This window comes from Coprococcus sp. TF11-13, from assembly GCF_003481085.1.
Lineage (GTDB): Bacteria > Bacillota > Clostridia > Lachnospirales > Lachnospiraceae > Coprococcus > Coprococcus aceti.
In genome coordinates, this window is sequence record NZ_QUKK01000005.1 from 236,185 (window position 1) to 258,644 (window position 22,460).

At 45.5% G+C, this 22,460-nt stretch carries 16 protein-coding genes; 15 read left to right on the forward strand and 1 reads right to left on the reverse strand.

Annotation, left to right across the window (positions count from 1 at the left end; translation table 11 throughout):
* Positions 1 to 16: 16 nt before the first annotated feature.
* From DXD11_RS10170 to DXD11_RS10210, 9 genes are all read left to right on the forward strand, one after another.
* A complete protein-coding gene (locus DXD11_RS10170; protein WP_022216892.1) occupies positions 17 to 4,327 on the forward strand; it encodes a hybrid sensor histidine kinase/response regulator in 4,311 nt (1,436 codons plus the stop codon).
* Between the two features lie 72 nt (positions 4,328 to 4,399).
* On the forward strand, positions 4,400 to 4,891 hold the full coding sequence (purE, locus tag DXD11_RS10175) for a 5-(carboxyamino)imidazole ribonucleotide mutase (RefSeq protein ID WP_015535082.1): 492 nt from the start codon (positions 4,400 to 4,402) through the stop codon (positions 4,889 to 4,891).
* Positions 4,892 to 5,018: 127 nt separating this feature from the next.
* A complete protein-coding gene (locus tag DXD11_RS10180; RefSeq protein ID WP_118758330.1) occupies positions 5,019 to 5,984 on the forward strand; it encodes a Rossmann-like and DUF2520 domain-containing protein in 966 nt (321 codons plus the stop codon).
* On the forward strand, positions 5,911 to 6,738 hold the full coding sequence (gene panB, locus DXD11_RS10185) for a 3-methyl-2-oxobutanoate hydroxymethyltransferase (RefSeq protein ID WP_015535079.1): 828 nt from the start codon (positions 5,911 to 5,913) through the stop codon (positions 6,736 to 6,738). The genes DXD11_RS10180 and panB overlap by 74 nt, the downstream gene beginning before the upstream one ends.
* Positions 6,739 to 6,752: 14 nt before the next feature.
* Positions 6,753 to 7,598 (forward strand): pantoate--beta-alanine ligase, encoded by an 846-nt coding sequence (gene panC, locus DXD11_RS10190; protein ID WP_015535078.1) that lies wholly within the window; start codon positions 6,753 to 6,755, stop codon positions 7,596 to 7,598.
* Between the two features lie 35 nt (positions 7,599 to 7,633).
* Entirely contained in the window at positions 7,634 to 8,854 is a 1,221-nt protein-coding gene (gene coaBC / locus DXD11_RS10195; protein WP_015535077.1) for a bifunctional phosphopantothenoylcysteine decarboxylase/phosphopantothenate--cysteine ligase CoaBC, read from the forward strand.
* Positions 8,855 to 8,867: 13 nt separating this feature from the next.
* Entirely contained in the window at positions 8,868 to 9,332 is a 465-nt protein-coding gene (locus DXD11_RS10200) for a VanZ family protein (RefSeq protein WP_118758331.1), read from the forward strand.
* On the forward strand, positions 9,319 to 9,633 hold the full coding sequence (locus DXD11_RS10205; protein WP_015535076.1) for a hypothetical protein: 315 nt from the start codon (positions 9,319 to 9,321) through the stop codon (positions 9,631 to 9,633). The genes DXD11_RS10200 and DXD11_RS10205 overlap by 14 nt, the downstream gene beginning before the upstream one ends.
* A 12-nt stretch (positions 9,634 to 9,645) precedes the next feature.
* On the forward strand, positions 9,646 to 11,751 hold the full coding sequence (locus DXD11_RS10210) for an aminopeptidase (protein WP_055273409.1): 2,106 nt from the start codon (positions 9,646 to 9,648) through the stop codon (positions 11,749 to 11,751).
* Between the two features lie 91 nt (positions 11,752 to 11,842).
* Here the strand turns inward: DXD11_RS10210 and DXD11_RS10215 are convergent, their stop codons facing one another.
* Positions 11,843 to 14,152: a diguanylate cyclase gene (locus DXD11_RS10215; protein ID WP_118758332.1), complete on the reverse strand. Its 2,310-nt coding sequence runs from the start codon at positions 14,150 to 14,152 to the stop codon at positions 11,843 to 11,845.
* Positions 14,153 to 14,377: 225 nt separating this feature from the next.
* Here DXD11_RS10215 and purM point away from each other — a divergent pair, with 225 nt between their 5' ends.
* The 6 genes from purM (at position 14,378) to radA (ending at position 22,015) form a co-directional block, all read left to right on the forward strand.
* Complete coding sequence (gene purM, locus DXD11_RS10220) at positions 14,378 to 15,403, forward strand: phosphoribosylformylglycinamidine cyclo-ligase (protein WP_118758333.1); 1,026 nt, start codon at positions 14,378 to 14,380, stop codon at positions 15,401 to 15,403.
* Complete coding sequence (gene purN / locus DXD11_RS10225; RefSeq protein WP_118758334.1) at positions 15,397 to 16,023, forward strand: phosphoribosylglycinamide formyltransferase; 627 nt, start codon at positions 15,397 to 15,399, stop codon at positions 16,021 to 16,023. Before purM ends, purN begins: the two co-directional genes overlap by 7 nt.
* An 11-nt stretch (positions 16,024 to 16,034) precedes the next feature.
* The gene (gene purD, locus DXD11_RS10230) at positions 16,035 to 17,306 is read left to right on the forward strand and encodes a phosphoribosylamine--glycine ligase (protein ID WP_022216882.1); all 1,272 of its coding nucleotides are present in this window, start codon (positions 16,035 to 16,037) and stop codon (positions 17,304 to 17,306) included.
* A 188-nt stretch (positions 17,307 to 17,494) separates the two neighbouring features.
* Entirely contained in the window at positions 17,495 to 19,978 is a 2,484-nt protein-coding gene (locus DXD11_RS10235; protein WP_118758335.1) for an ATP-dependent Clp protease ATP-binding subunit, read from the forward strand.
* Between the two features lie 235 nt (positions 19,979 to 20,213).
* Complete coding sequence (locus DXD11_RS10240) at positions 20,214 to 20,630, forward strand: hypothetical protein (RefSeq protein ID WP_022216880.1); 417 nt, start codon at positions 20,214 to 20,216, stop codon at positions 20,628 to 20,630.
* A 23-nt stretch (positions 20,631 to 20,653) separates the two neighbouring features.
* Complete coding sequence (gene radA, locus DXD11_RS10245; protein ID WP_022216879.1) at positions 20,654 to 22,015, forward strand: DNA repair protein RadA; 1,362 nt, start codon at positions 20,654 to 20,656, stop codon at positions 22,013 to 22,015.
* Positions 22,016 to 22,460 lie beyond the last annotated feature (445 nt).

The window sequence follows — 22,460 nt, forward strand, 5'->3', positions numbered from 1 at the left end:
ATCTTCGGAGGAAAAAATGAGAGATCATCAAAAGAAACTTATCATATACGTGATAATACTTGCCGTGGCGACAGTGATGTGGCCACGGCTTAGTGTGTTTGCAGATGAGGATTTTACATCAAATTATAACCAGAGGACATTCTCCGATACCGATGGGTTTGACAGTGGAGAGGCAAATTGTGTGTGCCAGTCTGTGAGTGGATACATATGGATAGGTACGGACAACGGACTTTACAGGTATGACGGAAGTGAATTTACACTGTTCTCACTGGACGGTGACGAGGATGCCACGAAATATTCGATCAACTGTATTTATCTCACAAGTGATGAGAAGCTGTATGTTGGAACGGACAACTATGGACTCTACATGTATGATAACGGAACCTTTCAGAGAGTTTCCGAGATGTACAATCTGGGTGTGTCGACCATCAACGCCATGTACGAGGACGATAACAAGAATCTGTGGATAGCGGCCTCGTCGGGAATATTTCGTCTGTCATCTGACGGTGCGGAAGCTCTGGCTGATGATGTCGTGTCAGGACTCAGCGTGGGAAATATATCAGGACATGGGGACTATGTGTATGCAATAGCCAATAATGATATTTTGATAACCGTTGATCCTGAAAGACATGTCTCCATAACCAACAAGTCAGAGTACAGGGTCGACGATATAAACTCACTGTATGTTGACGAGAATGGCAACAGGTATTATGGATCCGCCGGATACAGCATCCTTAAGATAGGAACAGACGGCAAGAATGAGATCATCAACACGGGCAACCTTCACGGAATCAACAAGATATATTCGGATGGCGACAACATCTGGGCGCTTGCCGATGACGGTGTTGGATATATCTCATCAAAGGGTAATGTGACAGCCATCGGGGGACTGAGCTTTAACGAGTCGATGAGCGATATGATCATAGACTTTGAGGGCAATTACTGGTTTACGTCATACAGAAAAGGTATTCTTCAGTTGGAGAGGAGCAAGTTCCAGAATGTCACCATGAAGTACGGCATAGACAGCTCCATCGTGAACTGTGTGACGAGCTACAATGGCAACACGTTTATAGGAACTGATGAAGGTCTGTATATCGTAGATTCAAATGGCAAGCTTGTGATGAGTGCGGACAATGAGCTCGTATCAAAGCTCAGCGGTATAAGTATACGAGATCTGTATGTGGATTCGGACGATCATCTGTGGATAGCTACATATAAGATATATGGTGTAATAAAGGTGAGCCGAAACTGGCAGTACAAGAGCTACAGCCGTGGAGAGTCATCACTCATAAGCAATGCCGTGAACTGTATAACTGAGATAAAGCCGGGAACGGTGGCGGTTGGAACAGAGAACGGTATATCTGTGATAGAGGGCGATGATGTCGTAAAGAGCATATCGAGACTGGATGGACTTGATAACCCTGACATAATCAGCCTGTACGCAGACGAGACCGGCGAGCTGTATGCCGGTTCCAACGGCGCTGGCGTGTTTATAGTTGACACGGATTATACTGTCGGCAAGATGAAGCTGGATGATACCCAGAAGATGAGCGTTGTGTCAAGTATGGTCCGCGGAAGCAGCGGTTTGTGGATAGGAACGGACAATGGTCTGTATTATCAGGAGGGAACCGTCAGACAGGTCACCACCGTGGATAACACCAACGGTATATACGATCTCATAATGGACGATCAGGGATACCTGTGGATGTTTGGTTCCAGAGGTTTATACAGATATTATGAGAAGGATATACTGAGCAATGCCTCACCTGAATATATAAGCTTTACGAAGAACGACGGAATAATATCCAACATAACAGAGAAATCAACCAACTATGTGTCAAAGACAGGCGTTGTGTATGTGTGCTGCGATGAAGGGCTGTGCAGGATAAATCTCAATTCAGAGTATGTGAACGAGGTAGCTCCTAGGGTTCGTATTGCCTCCATAGAGGTGGATGGAACTGAGCATCAGTTCTCAGATCTGGACGGACAGATAGATGTGCCGAAGAACACCAACAGAATAACTATCAAGTTCTCAGTCCTTAGTTATGTAAACCGTGCTGACATATCAGTGGAGTATTACCTTGAGGGCTTTGAGAGCGAGAAGAGAACACTCACGGGAACTGACAAGATGGAGGTCGAGTACACCAATCTTGAGGGAGGTACTTACCGTTTTATGTTAACTGCAAAAAATGCGGACGGCGTGGAGTGTGAACAGCCGCTTACATTTGTCATAGACAAGGAACTTGGTTTTTTCGAGACGAATCTGGCAAAGATGCTCCTTGTGATATTTATAGTTCTTCTTATCTTAGTGGGAATAGCTGTTGCGAGAAGTATCTTCAAGCTTCTCAGAAGACAGAACGAGCAGGTGGAAGAGCTCAGCAAGAAGAGTGAGGAGGCGGAGAAGTCAAATCAGGCAAAGAATGATTATGTAAACTATCTTAATCATGAGATAAGGACTCCACTCAATAACATAATCGCCATCTCAGAGCTTGCCATGAGAAACTGTCAGGATACCCAGAGTGATGAGTATGCACAGTACGGTGCCATGTATGCTGCGGGAAGAGAGATACTCGATATGTCCGATGGAATATCGAAGCTTTCAAACCTCAAGGACGACATCATAGAGCCGGAGTACAAGCAGTATTTTGCCTCGGATCTCATAGATGAGCTCTCCGACGAATTCAAGTCAATGGTGAACAGTGATCTCATCGATCTCAAGGTCAGCATTGAGGACAAGATACCGAACGGACTCATAGGAGATATGACGGCGGTGAGAGAGATTCTTGAGAACATATTTGCATGGTCCGCAAATACTACAAAAGAGGGCTATATAAGCATAGACATTGACTGGCGTATAGCCAGAAGAGCTGACGAGGATGTAGATGAGGCGGAGGCCGAGGATTACACAGTCAGTGAATTCTCGGAGCTCATAGAGGAACCGGAGACTGAGATATCCCGAATATTTGACAGGGATCACGATGAGATATATCTGGACTTCAAGATATCGGATACAGGACTTGGAGTTAAGGAAGAGAGACTTGGAACATTGTTTGAGCTGGATGACTCCTATGAGAGATCAGATATAGGAATGTTCAGAGTCAGTCTTGGCCTTGCCATAGCCAAGGAGCTTGTGCGTATGCTGGATGGAAGCATCAGCGCAGAGAGCATATATGGCGCAGGAACGACCATACGCTTCAGCATCAAGCAGTCAGTGTTTGATTATAGTTATGTCAACTACAATGAGAGAAAGCGCAAGGAGATGGCGAGAAGAAATGCCAATTCACATCTGTGGCTGCCGGATGCCCGCATACTTATAGTGGACGACTCAGAGCTTGCATTACAGGTGGAGAAGACCATATTTGATACATATGGTCTGGCGTGCGACACAGCCACATCGGGATTTGATGCACTTGATAAGGTCATGGTGGAGAATTACGATATGGTATTTATCGACACCGTTATGCCTGTCATGGATGGACTGGATACCGTCAGGGAGATGAGAAATCTTGACGGTGAGGAGTACAAGAAGATGCCTATCATTGCGCTGTCCGCCAATACGGTCGAGACATCCAGAGAGGAGATACTCACATCGGGCTTCAACGATGTCATAGTTAAGCCGATAGAGCTCGATCAGGCAGAATCCATGCTGAGGACTTATATATCGGAGGACAAGATAAAGGAGAGAGACACAGAGCTTTCCCAGTCCGATGATGACATCAACTATATGGAGGATGCAGTCCTGCTTGGAAGATTTGTGTCCGTGGAAGATTCCGTCAAAGCCATGGGTGGAAGCTTCAGAACCTTTAACACATTTGTCAGAAATTACAGGGATGAGTACCGGGAAGAGGTACAGCAGCTCAGAAAATATATAGACGACGATGTGAGAAAGTACAAAAATATAATCCATGACATCAAGAGCAGCAGTGCAAATATCGGGGCTTACGGAATCGAGCGCAAGGCGGCCAACCTGGAGTCTGCGATAAATATCGGAAACCAGCAGTATGCCCGCGATAATACCCGCGATTTTATAGCTATGATGAACGACTTCTTCAAGCAGATAGACAAGTACATGTCAAAGATAAATCATGTGGAGGAGCCTGCTGAGAAGGAAGTCCGGGATGGAATAAACAAGAGCAAGCTCAAGGAGCTCAGGGCATTCTTGAGAGCGGGGGACCGCGAACCTGTGGAGGACCTTATACGTGATATTGACAGGTACTCCTACGGAGATATAGACACAGAGTTCTTCACTGCACTTAAGGAGTATGTGGGAACCGGAGATTACCAGACCTCCAGTGAGATGATAGACCAGTATCTCAACAGTATCTAACATTATATAAAGTGCGCAGGCAAAATAAGCCTGCGCTGCAATATAAATAAACAAGAAAAGAGGAAATGAAAAATGAGAGTAGCAATTATCATGGGATCAACAAGTGATCTGCCAAAGGTTGAGCCGGCAGTATCAATTCTTAAGAATTACGGTGTGGAGGTCGATGTGAGATGCCTTTCAGCACACAGAGCACACGCAGGACTTTCAGAATTCATCGAGGAAGCTAACAATAACGGAACAGAGGTCATAATCGCGGCTGCAGGAATGGCGGCAGCACTCCCTGGAGTTGTGGCATCACAGACAGTTCTCCCTGTTATTGGAGTACCTCTCTCAGGCGCAACTCTTGATGGAATGGATGCACTTCTTTCTATCGTTCAGATGCCTTCAGGAATCCCTGTTGCAACAGTTGCGATAAACGGAAGCAAGAATGCTGCATATCTTGCCCTTCAGATAATCGGTGTCAACAACGAGGCAGTCAGATTAAAGCTTCAGGATGAGCGTAGAGACATGGAAAAGGCTGCCATGAAAGCTAACGAAGAAGTAATAGAAAAGTTTAAGTACTAACTTTACAATTAAAAAGTGGAATGTTAGTATGTTGGATGGATGGTATTCGAAAGAAGCTGTACCTGAATCATGCTTCCACAGGAAGCGCATACACGGATACTGACAACAGATTTAAGCAGGTGATTGTATGAGGATTGGATTTATTGGAGCTGGAAAAGTCGGATTCACATTTGGCAGGTATATCGCAGAGAAGAGAGAGCTTGTCAGAGAGAAAACGGATGGAGCATTGTGCCTGGAGGTTGGTGGATATTTTAGCGCCAGCAGACAGAGTGCGGAGCTTGCAGCAGAGTTTACCGAGACCTGTGTGTACGACAGCCTGGAGCAGCTGTGTGAGTATAGTGAAATTATTTTTCTCACCGTTCCTGACGGACAGATAGGAGAGGTGTGGAAGAGTATAAAGGATCTTGACATTCGTGGCAGGATCATTTGTCACGCCAGTGGGGCGATGACATCAGATATTTTCTCAGGTATAACAGAGGCGGGAGCCTTTGGTTATTCGATTCATCCTATGTATGCAATAAGTTCAAAGTACGAATCCTATAAAGAACTGGACAATTCATTTTTTACAGTTGAGGGAGATGACAGATATGTCGATAAGGTATGTTCTGTCATAAGAGCCCTCGGCAATAGCTGTGTGCGCATTGATGGTACCGACAAGGTGAAGTATCACGGCGCTGCGGTGTTTGCAAGCAATCTGGTAACAGGGCTGCTGGCGGTTTCACAGGAGCTTCTGACACAGTGCGGCTTCTCGGCGGAGGAGGCACAGAGGGCTATAGTGCCTTTGTTCCTCGGCAATGCGAAAGCTGCGGCTGACAGGGGAACGGTTGACAGCCTGACAGGGCCTGTTGAGAGATGCGATACAGAAACTGTGAGAAAGCATCTGAATGCATTGAGCGGAGATGAACGGAGCGCATATGCTGCGGTGTCCAGATGCCTTGTGCCGGTGGCAGAGAGAAAGCACCCGGACAGAGATTATAGCGGTTTGATACGTCTACTGAACGGAATAGGAGAATTTAATTATGAAGAACACGACGGCAACACTCAGGCAGATGAAGGGAACGGACAAGAAGATATCCATGATCACAGCGTATGATTACACCATGGCGAAGATCGTGGATGAGTCAGGAGTCAACACTATTCTTGTTGGAGATTCCCTGGGCAACACTATCCTCGGATATGAGGACACGATCTCTGTAACTGTTGATGATATGATACATCACAGTGCAGCGGTGGCAAGGGGCGCAAAGAATGCTCTTGTTATCACAGATATGCCATTTATGTCCTATCAGACAAGCGTGTATGACGCGGTTGTCAATGCCGGAAGGATCATGAAGGAAGGACGTGCCGGAGCGGTGAAGCTTGAGGGCGGTCAGGACATGTGTCCGCAGATAAGCGCCATAGTCAAGGCGAGCATACCTGTATGTGCACATCTTGGACTCACACCACAGTCCATCAACGCATTTGGCGGATTCAAGGTGCAGGGCAAGACAGAGGCTGCAGCTAAGAAGCTCATAGAGGATGCAAAGGCTGTTGAGGAGGCAGGCGCATTCATGCTCGTAATGGAGTGCGTACCGGAGAAGCTTGCGAAGATAGTCACAGAGACAGTAAGCATCCCTACCATAGGAATAGGCGCAGGCCGTTACTGCGATGGACAGGTGCTTGTAAATCAGGATATGTTTGGCATGTATTCAGACTTTGTTCCAAAGTTCGTAAAGCAGTTTGCAAATGTGGGCGATGTTATGAGAGGTGCGGTTAAGGCTTATATCGATGAGATAAATGCCGGAACATTCCCGGGCCCTGAGCACACATACAAGATAGACGATGAAGTAATAGAGAAGTTATACTAAAGGAGAAAACGATCATGGTAATTTTAAAGAAGATAGATGAGGTAAGAGCGCAGGTTAAAGAGTGGAAGAAGCAGGGACTTACAGTTGGTCTTGTTCCTACAATGGGTTATCTTCACGAGGGACATCAGAGTCTTATCAAGAAGTCAGTGGAGCAGAACGACAGAACAGTTGTAAGCGTATTTGTAAATCCTATACAGTTTGGACCAAACGAGGATCTTGAGAGCTATCCAAGAGATCTTGAGGCTGATGCAAAGCTCTGTGAGAGCACAGGTGCAGACATCATATTCAATCCGGAGCCTGAGGAGATGTACGCAGACGGCTTCGTGTCATTCATCAACATGACAGGACTTCCAAATGCACTCTGCGGACTTACACGTCCAATACATTTCAAGGGTGTATGTACAGTTGTAGGAAAGCTCTTCAATATAGTTACACCTGACAGAGCATACTTTGGACAGAAGGATGCCCAGCAGCTTGCCATCATCATGAGAATGGTCAAGGATCTGAACTTTGATATAGAGATAGTCGGCTGTCCGATCATAAGAGAGGCGGACGGACTGGCAAAGAGCTCAAGAAACATCTACCTCACACCAGAGGAGAGAAAGGCTGCAGTAGTTCTCAGCAAGGCCGTAAAGCTTGGTCAGGACATGATAGCTGACGGAGAGAGAGACGCAGCGAAGATCGTTGGTGAGATGAAGAAGCTCATCTCTGCTGAACCGCTTGCAACTATCGACTATGTAGAGATGGTCAACATGGATACCATGCAGTCCATAGAGAAGGCAGAAGGACATGTACTCTGTGCAATGGCAGTCAAGTTCGGCAAGGCGAGACTGATTGACAACTTTATAGCTGAGTTATAGAATACAGCCTTTGAAGAAAGGATAAAATACACAGTATGTTAAAAGGAAAGACAGTAGTTCTCGGAGTCACAGGAAGCATTGCGGCATATAAGATAGCCAATCTGGCAAGTATGCTGGTGAAAAAGCATGCGGATGTGCATGTCATCATGACGGAGAACGCAACAAACTTTATCAATCCGATCACATTTGAGACGCTCACAGGCAACAAATGCCTGGTCGATACATTTGACAGGAATTTCCAGTTCAACGTGGAGCACGTAGCACTGGCAAAGAGGGCGGATGTGTTCATGGTGGCACCTGCGTCGGCCAATATAATCGGCAAGATAGCGGGGGGAATAGCAGACGATATGCTCAGCACAACGATCATGCCGGCAAAATGTCCTAAGATCATAGCACCGGCCATGAATACCGGAATGATAGAGAATCCTATAGTACAGGACAATATAAAGAAGCTTGAGTCATATGGATATGAGATAGTGGAATCCGCAACTGGATACCTTGCATGTGGAGACACAGGCAAGGGCAAGCTCCCTGATGCGGAGGTTCTTCAGGATTATATCCTTAAGGCCATAGCGAAAGAAAAGGATATGGCCGGGGTGAGACTTCTGGTTACGGCAGGCCCTACCCGTGAGGCCATAGACCCGGTCAGATATATAACGAATCACTCCACAGGCAAGATGGGATATGCCATTGCCAGACAGGCCATGCTCAGAGGGGCGGACGTCACCCTGGTCACAGGCAAGGTGGAGATAGAACCGCCGAGATTTGTCAATGTGGTTGACATAACATCGGCTCAGGATATGTACGAGGCTGTCATGGACAGAAGTACAGAGCAGGACGTGATCATCAAGGCAGCTGCGGTGGCTGATTACAGACCTGCAGAGGTGGCAGAACACAAGATCAAGAAGGCTGACGGAGACATGAGCATCAAGCTTTCGAGAACGAAGGATATTCTGCTTGCACTTGGAAATCAGAGAATTGAAAAGGGGATACAGGATCAGATCATCTGCGGATTCTCCATGGAGACGAGGGATCTCATAGAGAATTCAAGGAAGAAGATAGATTCAAAGCATATAGATCTTATTGCGGCAAATAATTTAAAGGTCGCAGGGGCGGGATTTGGTGTTGACACCAATGTTCTCACTCTCATTACAAGGGACAGTATCAGTGAACTTCCGATGATGTCAAAGGAAGAGTGTGCAGACATGCTTCTTGACAGAATAATGGAGATGCGTAAAGCTGCAGACCTGTCCTGACAGGAGTAATATTTTGAAGCAGATAGATAGAAAAAAACTCAGGGCTGTGTGCTCTGTGTTGTTTGTGCTTTATATAATCTGTATCGTTTACTTTCTTATTTTCAGCGATATGTTTGGCAGAGGGGGATATGATGAACGCAGATACAATCTTCACCCTCTGCAGGAAATACAGCGATTTATCACATACGGTGATCAGATGTCGCCAATGAGTGTATTTCTGAATCTTTATGGCAATATAATCGCATTTATACCGTTTGGTATGCTGCTCAGATGGGCGAGAAATAAGAACACGACATTTGTACAGGCTCTGCTGTACTCTCTGGGATTTACACTTGTCATAGAGACGGTGCAGTACATAACCAAACTGGGTGTGTTCGATATCGATGACATCATCATGAATACGCTTGGTGGAGTCATAGGATATTGTATATATTACGTTATAGCAAAACTTATCAGGAGATATCATGCAAAGAAGTAAGGAATTCAAAGTTTCGACACCGGGTCTGCCGACGGACACCATAATTGGATACTTTCTGGGCGGATTTGGCGGAGTGTTTGTGGTCATATCCATCATAAAATCCATACTTACCCAGGGAAAGGTACAGAGGGTGTACGGAGTCCTCATGGTCAGCGCGATGCTGATGGCATTTACAGGCCTGGTATTCTCGGCCATAGGCTACAGGGCGGACAACGGAGGTATAACAAACAAGAAGATGGCGATCATACTTAATGTTATAGTTCTTGGAGCGTCTGTTATATTTTTATTGATGGGATTATAGAAAGGGCATGCGATGAATTATTATAAGAATCTTACAGAAGAATATGATGATATAGAAGAGCGCTATGAGCTTATCATGGAACGTGTGAGACAGATAATCCATGAATCACTGGTAAAGGAGCCGTACAGAGATTATTTCAGTCATGTTGCCGGATTTATAGCTAGAATAGGAGATGTTCTGGAACTGGTAAAAAATGACGCACTGCCAGACAGGAGCCTTGATCAGCTTCAGGCGATGAACCATGGGCTGTACAATGACATACTGGGAGACAACTACAATAGAAGCTATGCAAATTACAGATATATCATGGGTGAGTTTTCAAAGGATTACACCCGTGACAAAGAGGAGATAAAGCGTATCGCCCAGCTTCTGGGATTTGTGTACAACGAGATAAGAGGAATGACAGTGTACGCGTTTGAGGGCAGAGTGGTTGACATAACTTTGTTTGCGGAGCTGTTTGTCCAGATATATTTCATGTTTCAGGATGATTTTTCCGTGAAGGATCTGGAATCCGCTGTGTATTATTTTGAGAACGATTATGCCGAGTTCTGGATCACGTACAGGATAAGAGAGCAGCTTGACCCTGATCTCACATTTGCGACGGATATCATTATGAACAGCGATTTGGGCGATGTCACGTATCTGTACAGATATGGAGAGTATGTTGGAAAAAATGAGATCGACACGGCGATTTTCATGAGTACCCTGCCGGATTCAGAGATAGAGGCCATGGCAAAAACATTCACCGAGGGCTACAGACTGGGATTCGAGGCTGCCGGAATAGATCTCTCGAAGAAGAAAACTGTAAATATCCGATATTTCCTTGGACAGGAGAGGATGATAAGAGCCGCGATACTGCAGTTTGAGCAGATGGGTCTGAGGCCGATATGCTACCGATATGCGGCAAACAGGATCAACAGGAGACTTATACACAGGATAGGTTATTCGTCAAGCGTTCCTAACAGACAGCTCGAGTACGATCACAGGATGGATGAGGCACTCTTCATGGACAAGAAGCTCATGGAGAGAAAGCTGGAGGTGCTTAGACAGGCATACAAGAATATGGCCTATGAGGCTTCAGTATATGCGGGCCCTGCGGTGGTCGAGGTGTTCGGCGAGAACCCATTTGAGCCGGAGAACAGTGAACTGAATCCTGTGCTCGACAAGAAACAGCAGGAGGCTGCGATCTCATACCGCACAATGAGTTCACAGATCGTAAATGAATATATAGCCCAGGATCAGTGCAGCTTCACTATAATAGCATACCCTGTGCCGGAGATCGGAGATAGATACAGAGATATATTCAGGGATACTGTCAGGATCAACACACTGGACAATGATCTGTTCAGGGCGATCCATCAGAGTATGATAGATGAGCTTGATAAGGCTGAACACGTGAGGGTTGTCGGTCAGGGAGCAAATGTGACTGATATGACCGTTATGATGCACGAGATGACAGATCCATCGAAGGAGACCAACTTTGAGAACTGCGTAGCCGATGTGAATATACCTGTTGGAGAGGTGTTCACTTCACCGAAGCTCACCGGAACCCACGGAATATTAAACGTAAGTGAAGTATTCCTGGACGGCCTGAAATATGTGAATCTCAAGCTTACATTTGAGGATGGAAAAATAGCGGACTATACATGTGACAACTATCCGGATACGGAGAAGAATAAGGCGTATATAAAGGAGAATCTTCTGGGCGGAAGGGATACACTTCCTATAGGAGAGTTTGCAATAGGAACAAATACGACAGCATACGTCATGGCAAACAAATATGACATAGTGTATAAACTGCCTATCCTCATAGTTGAGAAGATGGGACCGCATTTTGCTGTGGGAGATACATGCTATAGCTGGAGTGAGGAAAATGTGCTCCACAATCCTGATGGCAAGGAGATCGTGGCAAAGGACAATGAGTGTTCTATTCTGAGAAAAACAGATGTGTCAAAGGCGTATTTCAACTGCCATACAGACATAACAATACCTTACGATGAGATAGGAGGAATATATTCCGTTCATCCGGATGGAACTGAAGTTCCGATCATCGAGAAGGGCAGATTTGTCCTGCCGGGAACAGAGAAGCTCAATGAAGCGCTGGATCAGGCAAAGTAGACCTATAGGACAAAAAGAGACAGATATCTATTTCAGTCGAAATAAATATCTGTCTCTCTTTATGTATATATCTCTGTTCTGGTACTGAAGATTACTTCAGTATGGACATTCTCTTGTATCTCTTGTTTGAGTAAAGTGCCGTGTCTGCCTGTGAGAGTAGATCCTCGATGGTCTGTTCTCCATCACAGACAAATTCAGTAACACCAACGCTCATCTCTATGAAGTATGGCTTGCCACAGGTTGCGTTCAGCTCGGCTGAGAAATCCTTGATCTTGCGCTGCACTTCGGTGACGTAATCGGAGTTGTCTATAAATGCAAAGCATACGAACTCATCGCCGCCTATTCTACCGATGACATCATGTGGACCGAAGCTCTGGGACAGGATGTTCGCGATGTTCTTGAGGGCGAAGTCACCGTCCTTGTGTCCAAATTTGTCATTTACAACTTTCAGTGAATCCATATCAGCGAAGAGAAGTATGGCCTTCATTCCACAGTTTGACGGAATGTTGATATAGTATTCAACCCGCTCCATAAATCCACGTCTGTTATATATACCCGTCAGCTCATCTGATGTCGACAGGTGGTTCAGAAGCTCGTTCTTCTCGTGGATCTCGTTCAGAGACATCCTGAGCTGTTCCTGCGTGATGTTCTGCTCACGGAGCAACGACATATATTTCAGTGCTGCACCGAGCTGCAGGCTGGTGGAATATATGGAACTGAAGTGAGCCACATCTGTGTTGCATATGAACACTCCGTGGTGATCCTCGTTTGTAAATATAGGAACTATGACGGATGTAAAACGCTTGTCATAGTATGTATATTCGTTGTCAAAAATTTCTACAGAAGGAACCCTTCTGGACTCTCCGAAAAGCACCTGACAATTGTTCGGGTTGAAGAAAGCCTGAAGGAAGACTGACTTTGGAACGATCCAGCTTCCCGTGTCTGTGATGCGCACAGGATCGTCGTATGTGTAGATGTAAGCTCCTTCGTAATTCAGCCCCTGAAGCTTGTGGAGGATGGATGTGTATGTCTTGCCAAGATCCTCGCCGTATGTCAGGGTGTCACGGGTTATGTATATTGATGACCAGCCCATCATCTTGTTCTCGTATATCGTGTTGTAAAGCTGATTCGAGATGAAGAGTGATATGGTGTTGGTTATGGTCGTGTTAAGTCTGTTGAACTGGAGACTCTTGGCTGCAGACAATTTACAGCTTGAGAAGATGGAAGCCAGTTCACGGAACATGTATGCTGTTTTCTGGACAGAATAAAAATCGGTCAGGTCAGATTCGAGAATACATTTGAGTTCATCGATGATCTTGTTCTGTGGATACTCCGTATCAATGTCGCTCTTGATCACGGATACTATATCAATGAGTATCCTGTTGTATGCGGACATGACCTTGGAGGCAAAGAAAGAATCTGCGATCTCTCCGAAGAGTCGTCCGTCGAGAATATCGATGATGTCCGGTATGTCAAGATCCAGTAAATGTCTGCCGGCATCTATCAGGTCACTCTCTGTGCACAGGTGACAGCAACAGGACAGTCTGTTTATAAGTCTGGAATCCAGAGTCTCGGATTTCATGTTGCCGGTCTGGGCAAGTCTCACCGCCGCATACACTGCACGGAAACCGAGTTCACAGGAATTGATATTGACTGTGGTGAGGGGGGGATCCATGTTGACGGAAGATGGTGAATCGTCAAAACCGATGACTGACATGGTTTCTCCTATGCGTATTCCTCTGGCTTTGAGCTCTGCGTAACCGCCTATTGCCATGCGATCATTTGCAAATACGATGGCATCGGCATCCGGGTTGACATCCAGAAGCTGTGCAGTCTCCTCCTGACAGTATTCTGCGAAGTCGCCGTGTATTATCATGCGGTCCTCAACGCTGAGTCCGTTCTCAGAGAGAACCTCTCTGTATATCTTGAGTCTGAGATTGCTGTCGGTGTTGTCATCCTTGCCTGCAACAAAGCATATATGCTTTCTCTTGTGTTCTTTTATGAGATGTTCTATGGCATCCCTCATTCCTCTTGAATTGTCTGTTCTGATGCATGGATATCCCGGAAGCTTCTCCTCCAGTGTGAGGATAGGTATTCCATCAAAATGGGAAAGGAAAGAATTCATGTCCTTCTCCGATAACAGAGATGATATAGCTCCGACGGAGATGATAAGTGCGTCCAGACACTCAGGATGTGCATAGTAGAAAATCGAATTATACTGGTAATCATACAGTTGATTGGCAGGATCATAAAAGGAGGCATTCAGAAACATGCCCGGAAATACGATGAGATTGCAGTCAAGTTCCTTTGCTGCGTATTCAGCTCCTTTGCAAACCTCTGTTGCGTAATCGTTATCAATATGACATGTAAAAATACCGATGTTCAATCTGTTGTTGGTCATGCGGGTGCTCCTTTAGTAACTGCTTTTGCTGTAGTATAATCGACTGTTATATATTGCGGATAGCTATAATCACAATATATTGTGATTATACCACACGTTCACCACATTATCAATTTGTAATCATCTCAATCTTTACAAAGTATTCGATATAATCTATAATTTATTGGAATATTTGAAAAGGTGCCGGTGCGCCTTGTACAAAACAGATAACAGGAGGATAAGAAATTGGATTACAAGAATGCCGGAGTAGATATTGAAGCTGGATACAAGTCTGTGGAGCTTATGAAGAAGCACATCAAGACAACCATGAGACCCGAGGTACTTGGCGGAATTGGTGGATTCGCAGGAGCTTTCAGTCTCGCTAAGATCAAGGATATGGAAGAGCCTATACTTCTGTCAGGAACAGATGGATGCGGAACAAAGGTTCAGCTCGCTTATATTATGGATAAGCATGACACCATCGGAATCGACGCAGTGGCAATGTGTGTGAATGATATCGCATGCTCTGGTGGAGAGCCACTTTTCTTCCTTGACTATATAGCATGTGGCAAGAACTATCCTGAGAAGATTGCAACTATAGTAAGCGGCGTTGCAGAGGGATGCAACCAGTCAGGAGCTGCCCTCGTAGGTGGTGAGACAGCAGAACATCCGGGACTTATGCCTGAGGATGAGTACGACCTTGCAGGATTTGCAGTAGGTGTTGTTGAGAAGAAGGAGCTTATTACAGGAGAGAGCATTAAGCCTGGAGATACACTTATAGGTATCGCTTCAAGTGGAGTGCACAGCAACGGTTTCTCACTTGTAAGAAAGGTTTTCGAGATGACAAAGGAATCTCTTGATACATATTACGACGAGCTTGGCAAGACACTCGGTGAGGCACTTATTGAGCCTACAAGAATCTATGTAAAGGCTCTCAAGTCAGTGAAGGATGCAGGCATTACGATCAAGGGATGCAGTCACATCACAGGTGGTGGATTCTATGAGAATATCCCAAGAATGCTTCCAGACGGAGTTCGTGCTCAGGTTAAGAAGGATTCATATGAGGTACCGGCTATATTCAAGCTTCTCGCAAAGAAAGGCGATATAGATGAGCATATGATGTACAACACATACAACATGGGAGTTGGTATGTGTCTTGCTATAGACCCTGCAGACGCAGATAAGACTATTGCAGCTATAGAAGCTGCCGGCGACAAGGCATTTGTTCTCGGTACAGTTGTAGCTGGTGAAAAGGGAGTAGACTTATGCTAAAGGTTGCAGTTCTGGTATCAGGCGGCGGAACCAATCTCCAGGCCATCATAGATGCCATAGATAATAAAGTCATAACAGATACGGAGATAGTTGCGGTCATAAGCAACAATAAGAATGCATTTGCTCTTGAGAGGGCGAAGAAGGCGGGGATAGCAGCGGAGGTCGTAAGCCCTAAGGATTACGCGGACAGAGCTCGATTCAACGAAGCACTTCTCGCAAAGCTTCAGGAGACCGGAGCGGATCTTATAGTTCTCGCAGGATATCTTGTGGTCATACCTGAGATAGTGATAGATGCATATCCGAATAAGATAGTCAACATACACCCATCACTCATACCGGCATTCTGCGGAACAGGCTACTATGGACTTAAAGTTCATGAGGCAGCCCTTGCAAGAGGTGTCAAGGTAGTGGGAGCTACGGTCCATTTTGTAGATAAAGGCACTGACACAGGTCCGATCATCATGCAGAAGGCAGTTGCAGTACAGAATGGTGATACACCGAAAGCTCTGCAGCAGCGTGTGATGGAACAGGCTGAGTGGAAGCTTCTGCCTGCGGTTATAGACAAGATCGCCCATGGCAAAGTACATGTTGAAGATGGAATTGCAGTTGTAGAAGATTAGGAGGAATATCCATGAAAGTATTGGTAGTAGGAAGCGGCGGAAGAGAGCATGCTATAGTTACAAGTATTTCAAAGAGTGATAAAGTATCCAAGATATATTGTGCACCTGGCAACGCAGGTATCGCAGCACTTGCAGAGTGCGTTGATATAGGTGTGATGGATTTTGACAAGCTGGTTGCATTTGCAAAGGATAAGGCAGTCGATCTGGTTGTTGTTGCGCCGGATGATCCGCTTGTTGCAGGTGCGGTCGATGCATTTGAGGCAGCCGGTATCAGAGCATTCGGACCTCGTGCAAATGCAGCGATCATAGAGGGCTCAAAGGCGTTCTCCAAGGATCTCATGAAGAAGTATGGCATACCTACAGCGGCTTATGAGAACTTTACAGATGCCGATTCAGCGCTCAAGTACCTTGAGACAGCCACATTCCCTATAGTTTTAAAGGCTGACGGACTTGCACTCGGCAAGGGTGTTCTCATATGTAATGACCTTGAGGAGGCAAAGGCAGGCGTCAAGGAGATCATGCTTGACAAGCACTTTGGTTCAGCCGGAAATACCATGGTAATAGAGGAGTTCATGACAGGACGTGAGGTATCAGTCCTTTGCTTCTGTGATGGAACAACGATCAAGCCTATGACTTCAGCACAGGATCACAAGAGAGCAAAGGATGGAGATCAGGGACTCAACACAGGCGGAATGGGAACATTCTCCCCAAGTCCTTTCTATACAAAAGAGATAGACGAGTATTGCATGGAGAACATCTACAAGCCAACCATGGCTGCCATGAAGGCAGAGGGCAGAGAGTTCAAGGGAGTTCTGTTCTGCGGACTCATGATGACACCAAATGGTGTTAAGGTTCTCGAGTACAATGCAAGATTTGGCGATCCTGAGGCTCAGGTAGTTCTTCCTCGTATGAAGAATGATATTATCGATGTCATGGAGGCATGTATCGACGGAACACTTGATAAAGTTGATCTTCAGTTTGAGGACAATGCGGCAGTGTGCGTAGTTCTTGCATCAGACGGATACCCTGTATCATATGAGAAGGGCTATCCTATACATGGACTTGAGAAGTTTGACGGTAAGGATGACTACTTTGTATTCCATGCCGGCACAAAGTTTGACGGTGATCAGATCGTGACAAATGGCGGCCGTGTACTCGGTGTTACAGCAAAGGGCAAGGATCTTTTCGAGGCTCGTGCGAATGCATATGCTGCGACAGAGTGGATCACATTTGACAACAAGTACATGAGACATGATATAGGTAAGGCTATAGACGAGCAGTAATCTATAGATATATATTTACGGAAGAGGTTTTGAGAGAATTTGTCTCAAAACCTCTTTTGTATTCCTGTAATATATATGTTATAATGAAGCACGCTGATGCGTGCGTAGGTCATCGCGCTTACGCACGACGACATATGCTATAATGAAGCGCATAAAATCCTAGATTATTTAGATTTGAGGTGGACTGAATGAAATTACCGTACAGCAAAGAATCTGACATAGTTATAAAAGAGGCAAACAGGGTGGCGAGGAAGCTTGGACAGAATTTTGTCGGAAGCGAGCATTTTATCGTTGCACTGGCATCCGTAGCAGATACAACAGCGTACAGTATTCTGAACGAGAATGGTCTGGATATAGTTAAGATCATAGATGCGTTGAAGTATACATTGGAACCCGGTGGAGTAGTCACAGGGGAGAGAGACAAATATACGATGAGCGCAAGAAGGATTCTCGATGACTCACAGTATGAGGCGAGAAGACTCAATTCCCAGGAGGTGGGAACAGAGCATATCCTTCTGGCACTTATAAAGGAGACAGACTGTGTAGCTGTAAAGCTTATGGCATCAGAGAATGTAAATATCCAGAAGGTGTACACAGACATACTTCTGGCCTGTGGAAGCGATGCGAATACGGCAAAGAGAGAATATGCAGCACTGAAAAAGTCGAGAAATAAGAGCAAGACATCCACACCTACACTGGATCAGTATTCCAGAGATCTGACACAGGAAGCACGGATGGGCAATATGGATCCGGTCATCGGACGTACAAAAGAGATAGAGAGAGTCATGCAGATACTCAGCAGACGAATGAAGAACAATCCATGTATGGTCGGAGAGCCGGGTGTTGGAAAGACTGCTGTTGTGGAGGGCATAGCATATCTCATAGCCCACGATGAAGTGCCGGATACTGTAAAGGGTAAAAGGCTCCTTTCGCTTGACCTTTCAAGCATGGTTGCCGGTTCCAAGTACAGAGGAGAGTTTGAGGACAGGATAAAGAAGGTCATCGGAGAGGTCATATCGGATGGCAATATCATATTGTTTGTGGATGAACTTCACACACTCATAGGGGCAGGCGGTGCCGAGGGTGCAATAGATGCGTCCAATATACTGAAGCCGTCCCTGTCACGCGGGGAGATCCAGATGATAGGTGCTACGACTCTGAACGAATATCGGAAGTATATAGAGAAGGATGCGGCCCTTGAGAGAAGATTCCAGCCGGTGTACGTGGATGAGCCTACAAGGGATGAGGCAGTGGAGATACTCAAGGGACTCAGACCATGCTATGAGCAGCATCACAATGTCGATATAAGCGATGATGCGGTTGAAGCTGCGGTGGATCTGTCCATCAGATATATAACAGACAGATTCCTGCCGGACAAAGCCATAGATCTTATGGATGAGGCATGCTCCAGAAAAAGGCTCGGATTCTCATCGGACAGACATAATTATGAGAAGAAAAAGGCTGTGGAGGCTGAGCTTACAACGCTCAACGACGATCTGGAGAAGGCACTCATGGCTGGCAATATAGAGGCGGCGGCAGAGGTGAGCGCGAGACAGAAGGAGATTGCAAAGAAGAATGCAAGAAAGCAGTCTTCCAGCCGGAGAAATATCACAGTTCAGGAGAACGATATTGCGGATGTTGTGTCCGTGTGGACCAAGATCCCTGTGAGCAAGCTCACGGAGAAGGAGTCAAAGAAGCTTGAACGCCTTGAGAGTGAACTTCACAAGAGGGTAGTTGGCCAGGAGGAGGCTGTTACAGCCGTATCACGTGCTATCAAGAGAAGCAGAGTCGGACTTAAGGATCCGAAGAGACCGATGGGATCATTTCTGTTCCTCGGACCTACAGGTGTCGGTAAGACAGAGCTTTCCAAGGCTCTTGCAGATATAGTATTTGGAAGTGAGGATGCCCTGATAAGAGTTGACATGTCGGAGTACATGGAGAAGCACAGCGTGTCCAAGATGATAGGTTCACCTCCGGGTTATGTGGGATTTGAGGAGGGCGGACAGCTCAGTGAGAAGGTCAGGACCAATCCGTATTCTGTTGTGCTGTTTGACGAGATAGAGAAGGCTCACAGCGATGTGTTCAACATTCTCCTTCAGGTACTTGATGACGGACATATAACGGATTCCCAGGGAAGAAAGGTAGATTTCAAGAACACCATCATAATCATGACCTCCAATACAGGGGCACAGGGGATAGTTGACCCTAAGCAGCTTGGATTTGTCACGGTAAGCGATGAGACAAAGGAACATGAGAAGATGAAGAGCAATGTAATGGATGAGCTCAAGAGAACCTTCAAGCCGGAGTTTTTGAACAGAATAGACGACATAATCGTGTTCCATGCCCTGAGCGAGGCAAATGTAAAGGATATAACCGGGCTTATGTTAAAGGAACTTAAGAACCGTGTCCAGACACAGATGGATATTGAGCTTAAGTTCACCGACCATGCAAAGAAATATATCTTTGGAAAAGGCTATGACAAGAAGTATGGAGCAAGACCACTCAAAAGGGCTATCCAGACATATGTGGAGGATGTGCTTGCGGAGGCGATGCTTAGAGGTGATGTCAAAAAAGGTGATACAGTCACAGTGTCAACGAAGAAAAAGAAGGAAGCCGACGGAAAAACCACTGAGAAAATATCACTTACAGCGAAACAAAAGACAGAGGAATGATGTCGGATTAGATATTTGTGATGTGAGCATGATATACAGTAGTGCCAAGTGCGGAAAAATAGCAGTAGAAATTAATATGAAATATTGGTGAAAATGCATAATTTTGTAGAAAAAAAGGATGCATTACTGTATAATGAAAATCACTAACGGATAGTATACAGAGATTATTGATATATATCAGGATATTATTGCGATAGAGTTCAGATCATACAAAAACAACAGGAGGATAAGATCAATGTCAGTAGTAAATGAATTGATAAATGCACAGGGGGAGTCATTGGAATTCGGTAATTATGAGCTTGGAGCAAAGACCAAGAAGGACGGTTTTGAGTTCCAGGGAGATATCTACAAGATAAAGACTTTCAACGAGATCACAAAGCTTGAGAAGAACGGAATGTTCGTATATGAGTCAGTACCGGGAACAGCAGTACATGGTTTCAAGGCTGATGAGAACGATGTTACATTTGTAGTTGAGGGACCAGAGAATGCGTCCATCACACTTGAGCTTGAGCCTGAGACAGAGTACAAGGTTCACGTAGACGATGTATATGTCGGCAAGAACAAGACCAACCTCGGTGGCAAGATGAGCATAAGCGTAGATCTTGAAGAGGGCAGACCAGTCAAGGTTGATGTTAAGAGAGCATTTGACTAATATAGCATACACAGGAGATATTTATGGCAAAAGGAAAACAGGTGTTTTTTTGCCAGGAATGTGGATTCGAATCGACAAAATGGATGGGGCAGTGTCCCGGCTGTAAAGCGTGGAATTCATTTTGCGAGGAGAAAGTGACAGTAGGCGCCAAGAGCCAGTCCGGTAGAAGGGCTGTCGTGGCGCCTACAAGCATTTTGGAGGTGGAGACCACCGACGAGACGCGTTTTACCACAGGAATAGGCGAATTAAACAGAGTATTAGGCGGCGGGATAGTGAGCGGATCCCTTGTGCTGGTGGGAGGAGATCCGGGTATAGGTAAATCCACCATATTGCTGCAGATGTGCAGGAATATGTCAGAGATGGGACAGAAGATACTTTATGTGTCAGGTGAGGAGTCTCTTTCACAGATAAAGATGAGGGCAGAGCGTATCGGAAATTTTACAAAGGATATGCTGCTTCTCTGTGTCAACAATCTCGAGGATGTGGAGGAGTATGTCAAGAAGGACACTCCAAAGGTCATTGTTATAGATTCCATACAGACCATAGTTACGGATGACGTGGAGTCTGCACCGGGAAGTGTATCCCAGGTAAAGGAAGTTACAGCCAGACTCATGAGGATGGCGAAGCAGACAGGGATCGCCATATTCATAGTAGGACATGTTACCAAAGAGGGAACCGTGGCAGGCCCAAGAACCCTTGAACATATGGTAGATACAGTTCTCTATTTCGAGGGCGAGCGTAATGCCGGGTTTAGAGTCCTTCGTGCAGTAAAGAACAGATTTGGCTCGACAAATGAGATCGGTGTATTTGAGATGAAGGGAACCGGACTTGCAGAGGTGAAGAATCCGTCACAGCTTATGCTGGATGGAAGACCTGATGACACATCCGGGTCTGTAGTAGTATGTACAATGGAAGGAACAAGACCGATATTGCTTGAGATCCAGGCTCTGGTGTGCCAGTCAAGCTTCAATCTGCCAAGAAGAACAAGTGTGGGACTCGACTACAACAGGGTAAATCTCTTGCTTGCTGTTCTCGAGAAGAGAGGCGGCATAGTTATGGCGGGCTGTGATGCATATGTGAATATAGCCGGAGGTATGCGCCTTGATGATCCGTCGGCAGATCTGGGAATAGTATTTGCTCTTGTATCAAGCTTCAAGAACCGTGCCATACCTTCTGATATGGTCATGTTCGGAGAGATGGGACTTTCAGGCGAAGTGCGTGGAGTGTCAGGTGCTGAGCAGAGAGTACGCGAGGCCGCAAAGATGGGATTTAAGACCTGTATCATACCGAGATCCAATCTGGACAATGTGAAGAAGATGAAAGACCTTGGAGACATGAAGGTGGTAGGTGTCGCAAATATACAGCAGGCACTGGAGTATATATAGAAGAAAATATTCAATCATATAAAGCACGATAATAGCGGTGAGCATGGCCACAGTATCATTTGGTATTGTGGCCAAAATTATTTCGTGTAAAATTCAATAAAAGTGCTTGACTTTGCCAAATGATGGTGGTATCTTATAAAAGCTGTCGCGTGAGACGGTGTCAGAAACATCTGTAAAACATCGGATTTTGAGATTTATTCGTTATATAATCTCCCGATTATGATACGAAATCAGTTCATAAGAGCTGACGAAATGACTTGAAAAAAGATGAAAAAAGTTGTTGACATTAAGAAATGAATGTGATAGTATTTAGAAGTTGTCGCTGAGAGGCGAGAACATAAAGAACCTTGAAAAATTAACAACATGACAACCCTGAAATTCCAAAAAAGAATTTCAAGAACGTCGGATCAGAGATGATATCAAAGATCTAACAAACCAATAACAG

Excerpts from the sequence above, each read along its gene's own strand:
- radA (WP_022216879.1), top strand. The coding sequence starts at position 20,654 with ATGGCAAAAGGAAAACAGGTGTTTTTTTGCCAGGAATGTGGATTCGAA.
- DXD11_RS10170 (WP_022216892.1), top strand. The coding sequence starts at position 17 with ATGAGAGATCATCAAAAGAAACTTATCATATACGTGATAATACTTGCC.
- purE (WP_015535082.1), top strand. The coding sequence starts at position 4,400 with ATGAGAGTAGCAATTATCATGGGATCAACAAGTGATCTGCCAAAGGTT.
- DXD11_RS10235 (WP_118758335.1), top strand. The coding sequence starts at position 17,495 with ATGAAATTACCGTACAGCAAAGAATCTGACATAGTTATAAAAGAGGCA.
- panB (WP_015535079.1), top strand. The coding sequence starts at position 5,911 with ATGAAGAACACGACGGCAACACTCAGGCAGATGAAGGGAACGGACAAG.
- DXD11_RS10210 (WP_055273409.1), top strand. The coding sequence starts at position 9,646 with ATGAATTATTATAAGAATCTTACAGAAGAATATGATGATATAGAAGAG.
- coaBC (WP_015535077.1), top strand. The coding sequence starts at position 7,634 with ATGTTAAAAGGAAAGACAGTAGTTCTCGGAGTCACAGGAAGCATTGCG.
- panC (WP_015535078.1), top strand. The coding sequence starts at position 6,753 with ATGGTAATTTTAAAGAAGATAGATGAGGTAAGAGCGCAGGTTAAAGAG.
- DXD11_RS10180 (WP_118758330.1), top strand. The coding sequence starts at position 5,019 with ATGAGGATTGGATTTATTGGAGCTGGAAAAGTCGGATTCACATTTGGC.
- DXD11_RS10215 (WP_118758332.1), bottom strand. The coding sequence starts at position 14,152 with ATGACCAACAACAGATTGAACATCGGTATTTTTACATGTCATATTGAT.
- DXD11_RS10240 (WP_022216880.1), top strand. The coding sequence starts at position 20,214 with ATGTCAGTAGTAAATGAATTGATAAATGCACAGGGGGAGTCATTGGAA.
- DXD11_RS10205 (WP_015535076.1), top strand. The coding sequence starts at position 9,319 with ATGCAAAGAAGTAAGGAATTCAAAGTTTCGACACCGGGTCTGCCGACG.
- purD (WP_022216882.1), top strand. The coding sequence starts at position 16,035 with ATGAAAGTATTGGTAGTAGGAAGCGGCGGAAGAGAGCATGCTATAGTT.
- purN (WP_118758334.1), top strand. The coding sequence starts at position 15,397 with ATGCTAAAGGTTGCAGTTCTGGTATCAGGCGGCGGAACCAATCTCCAG.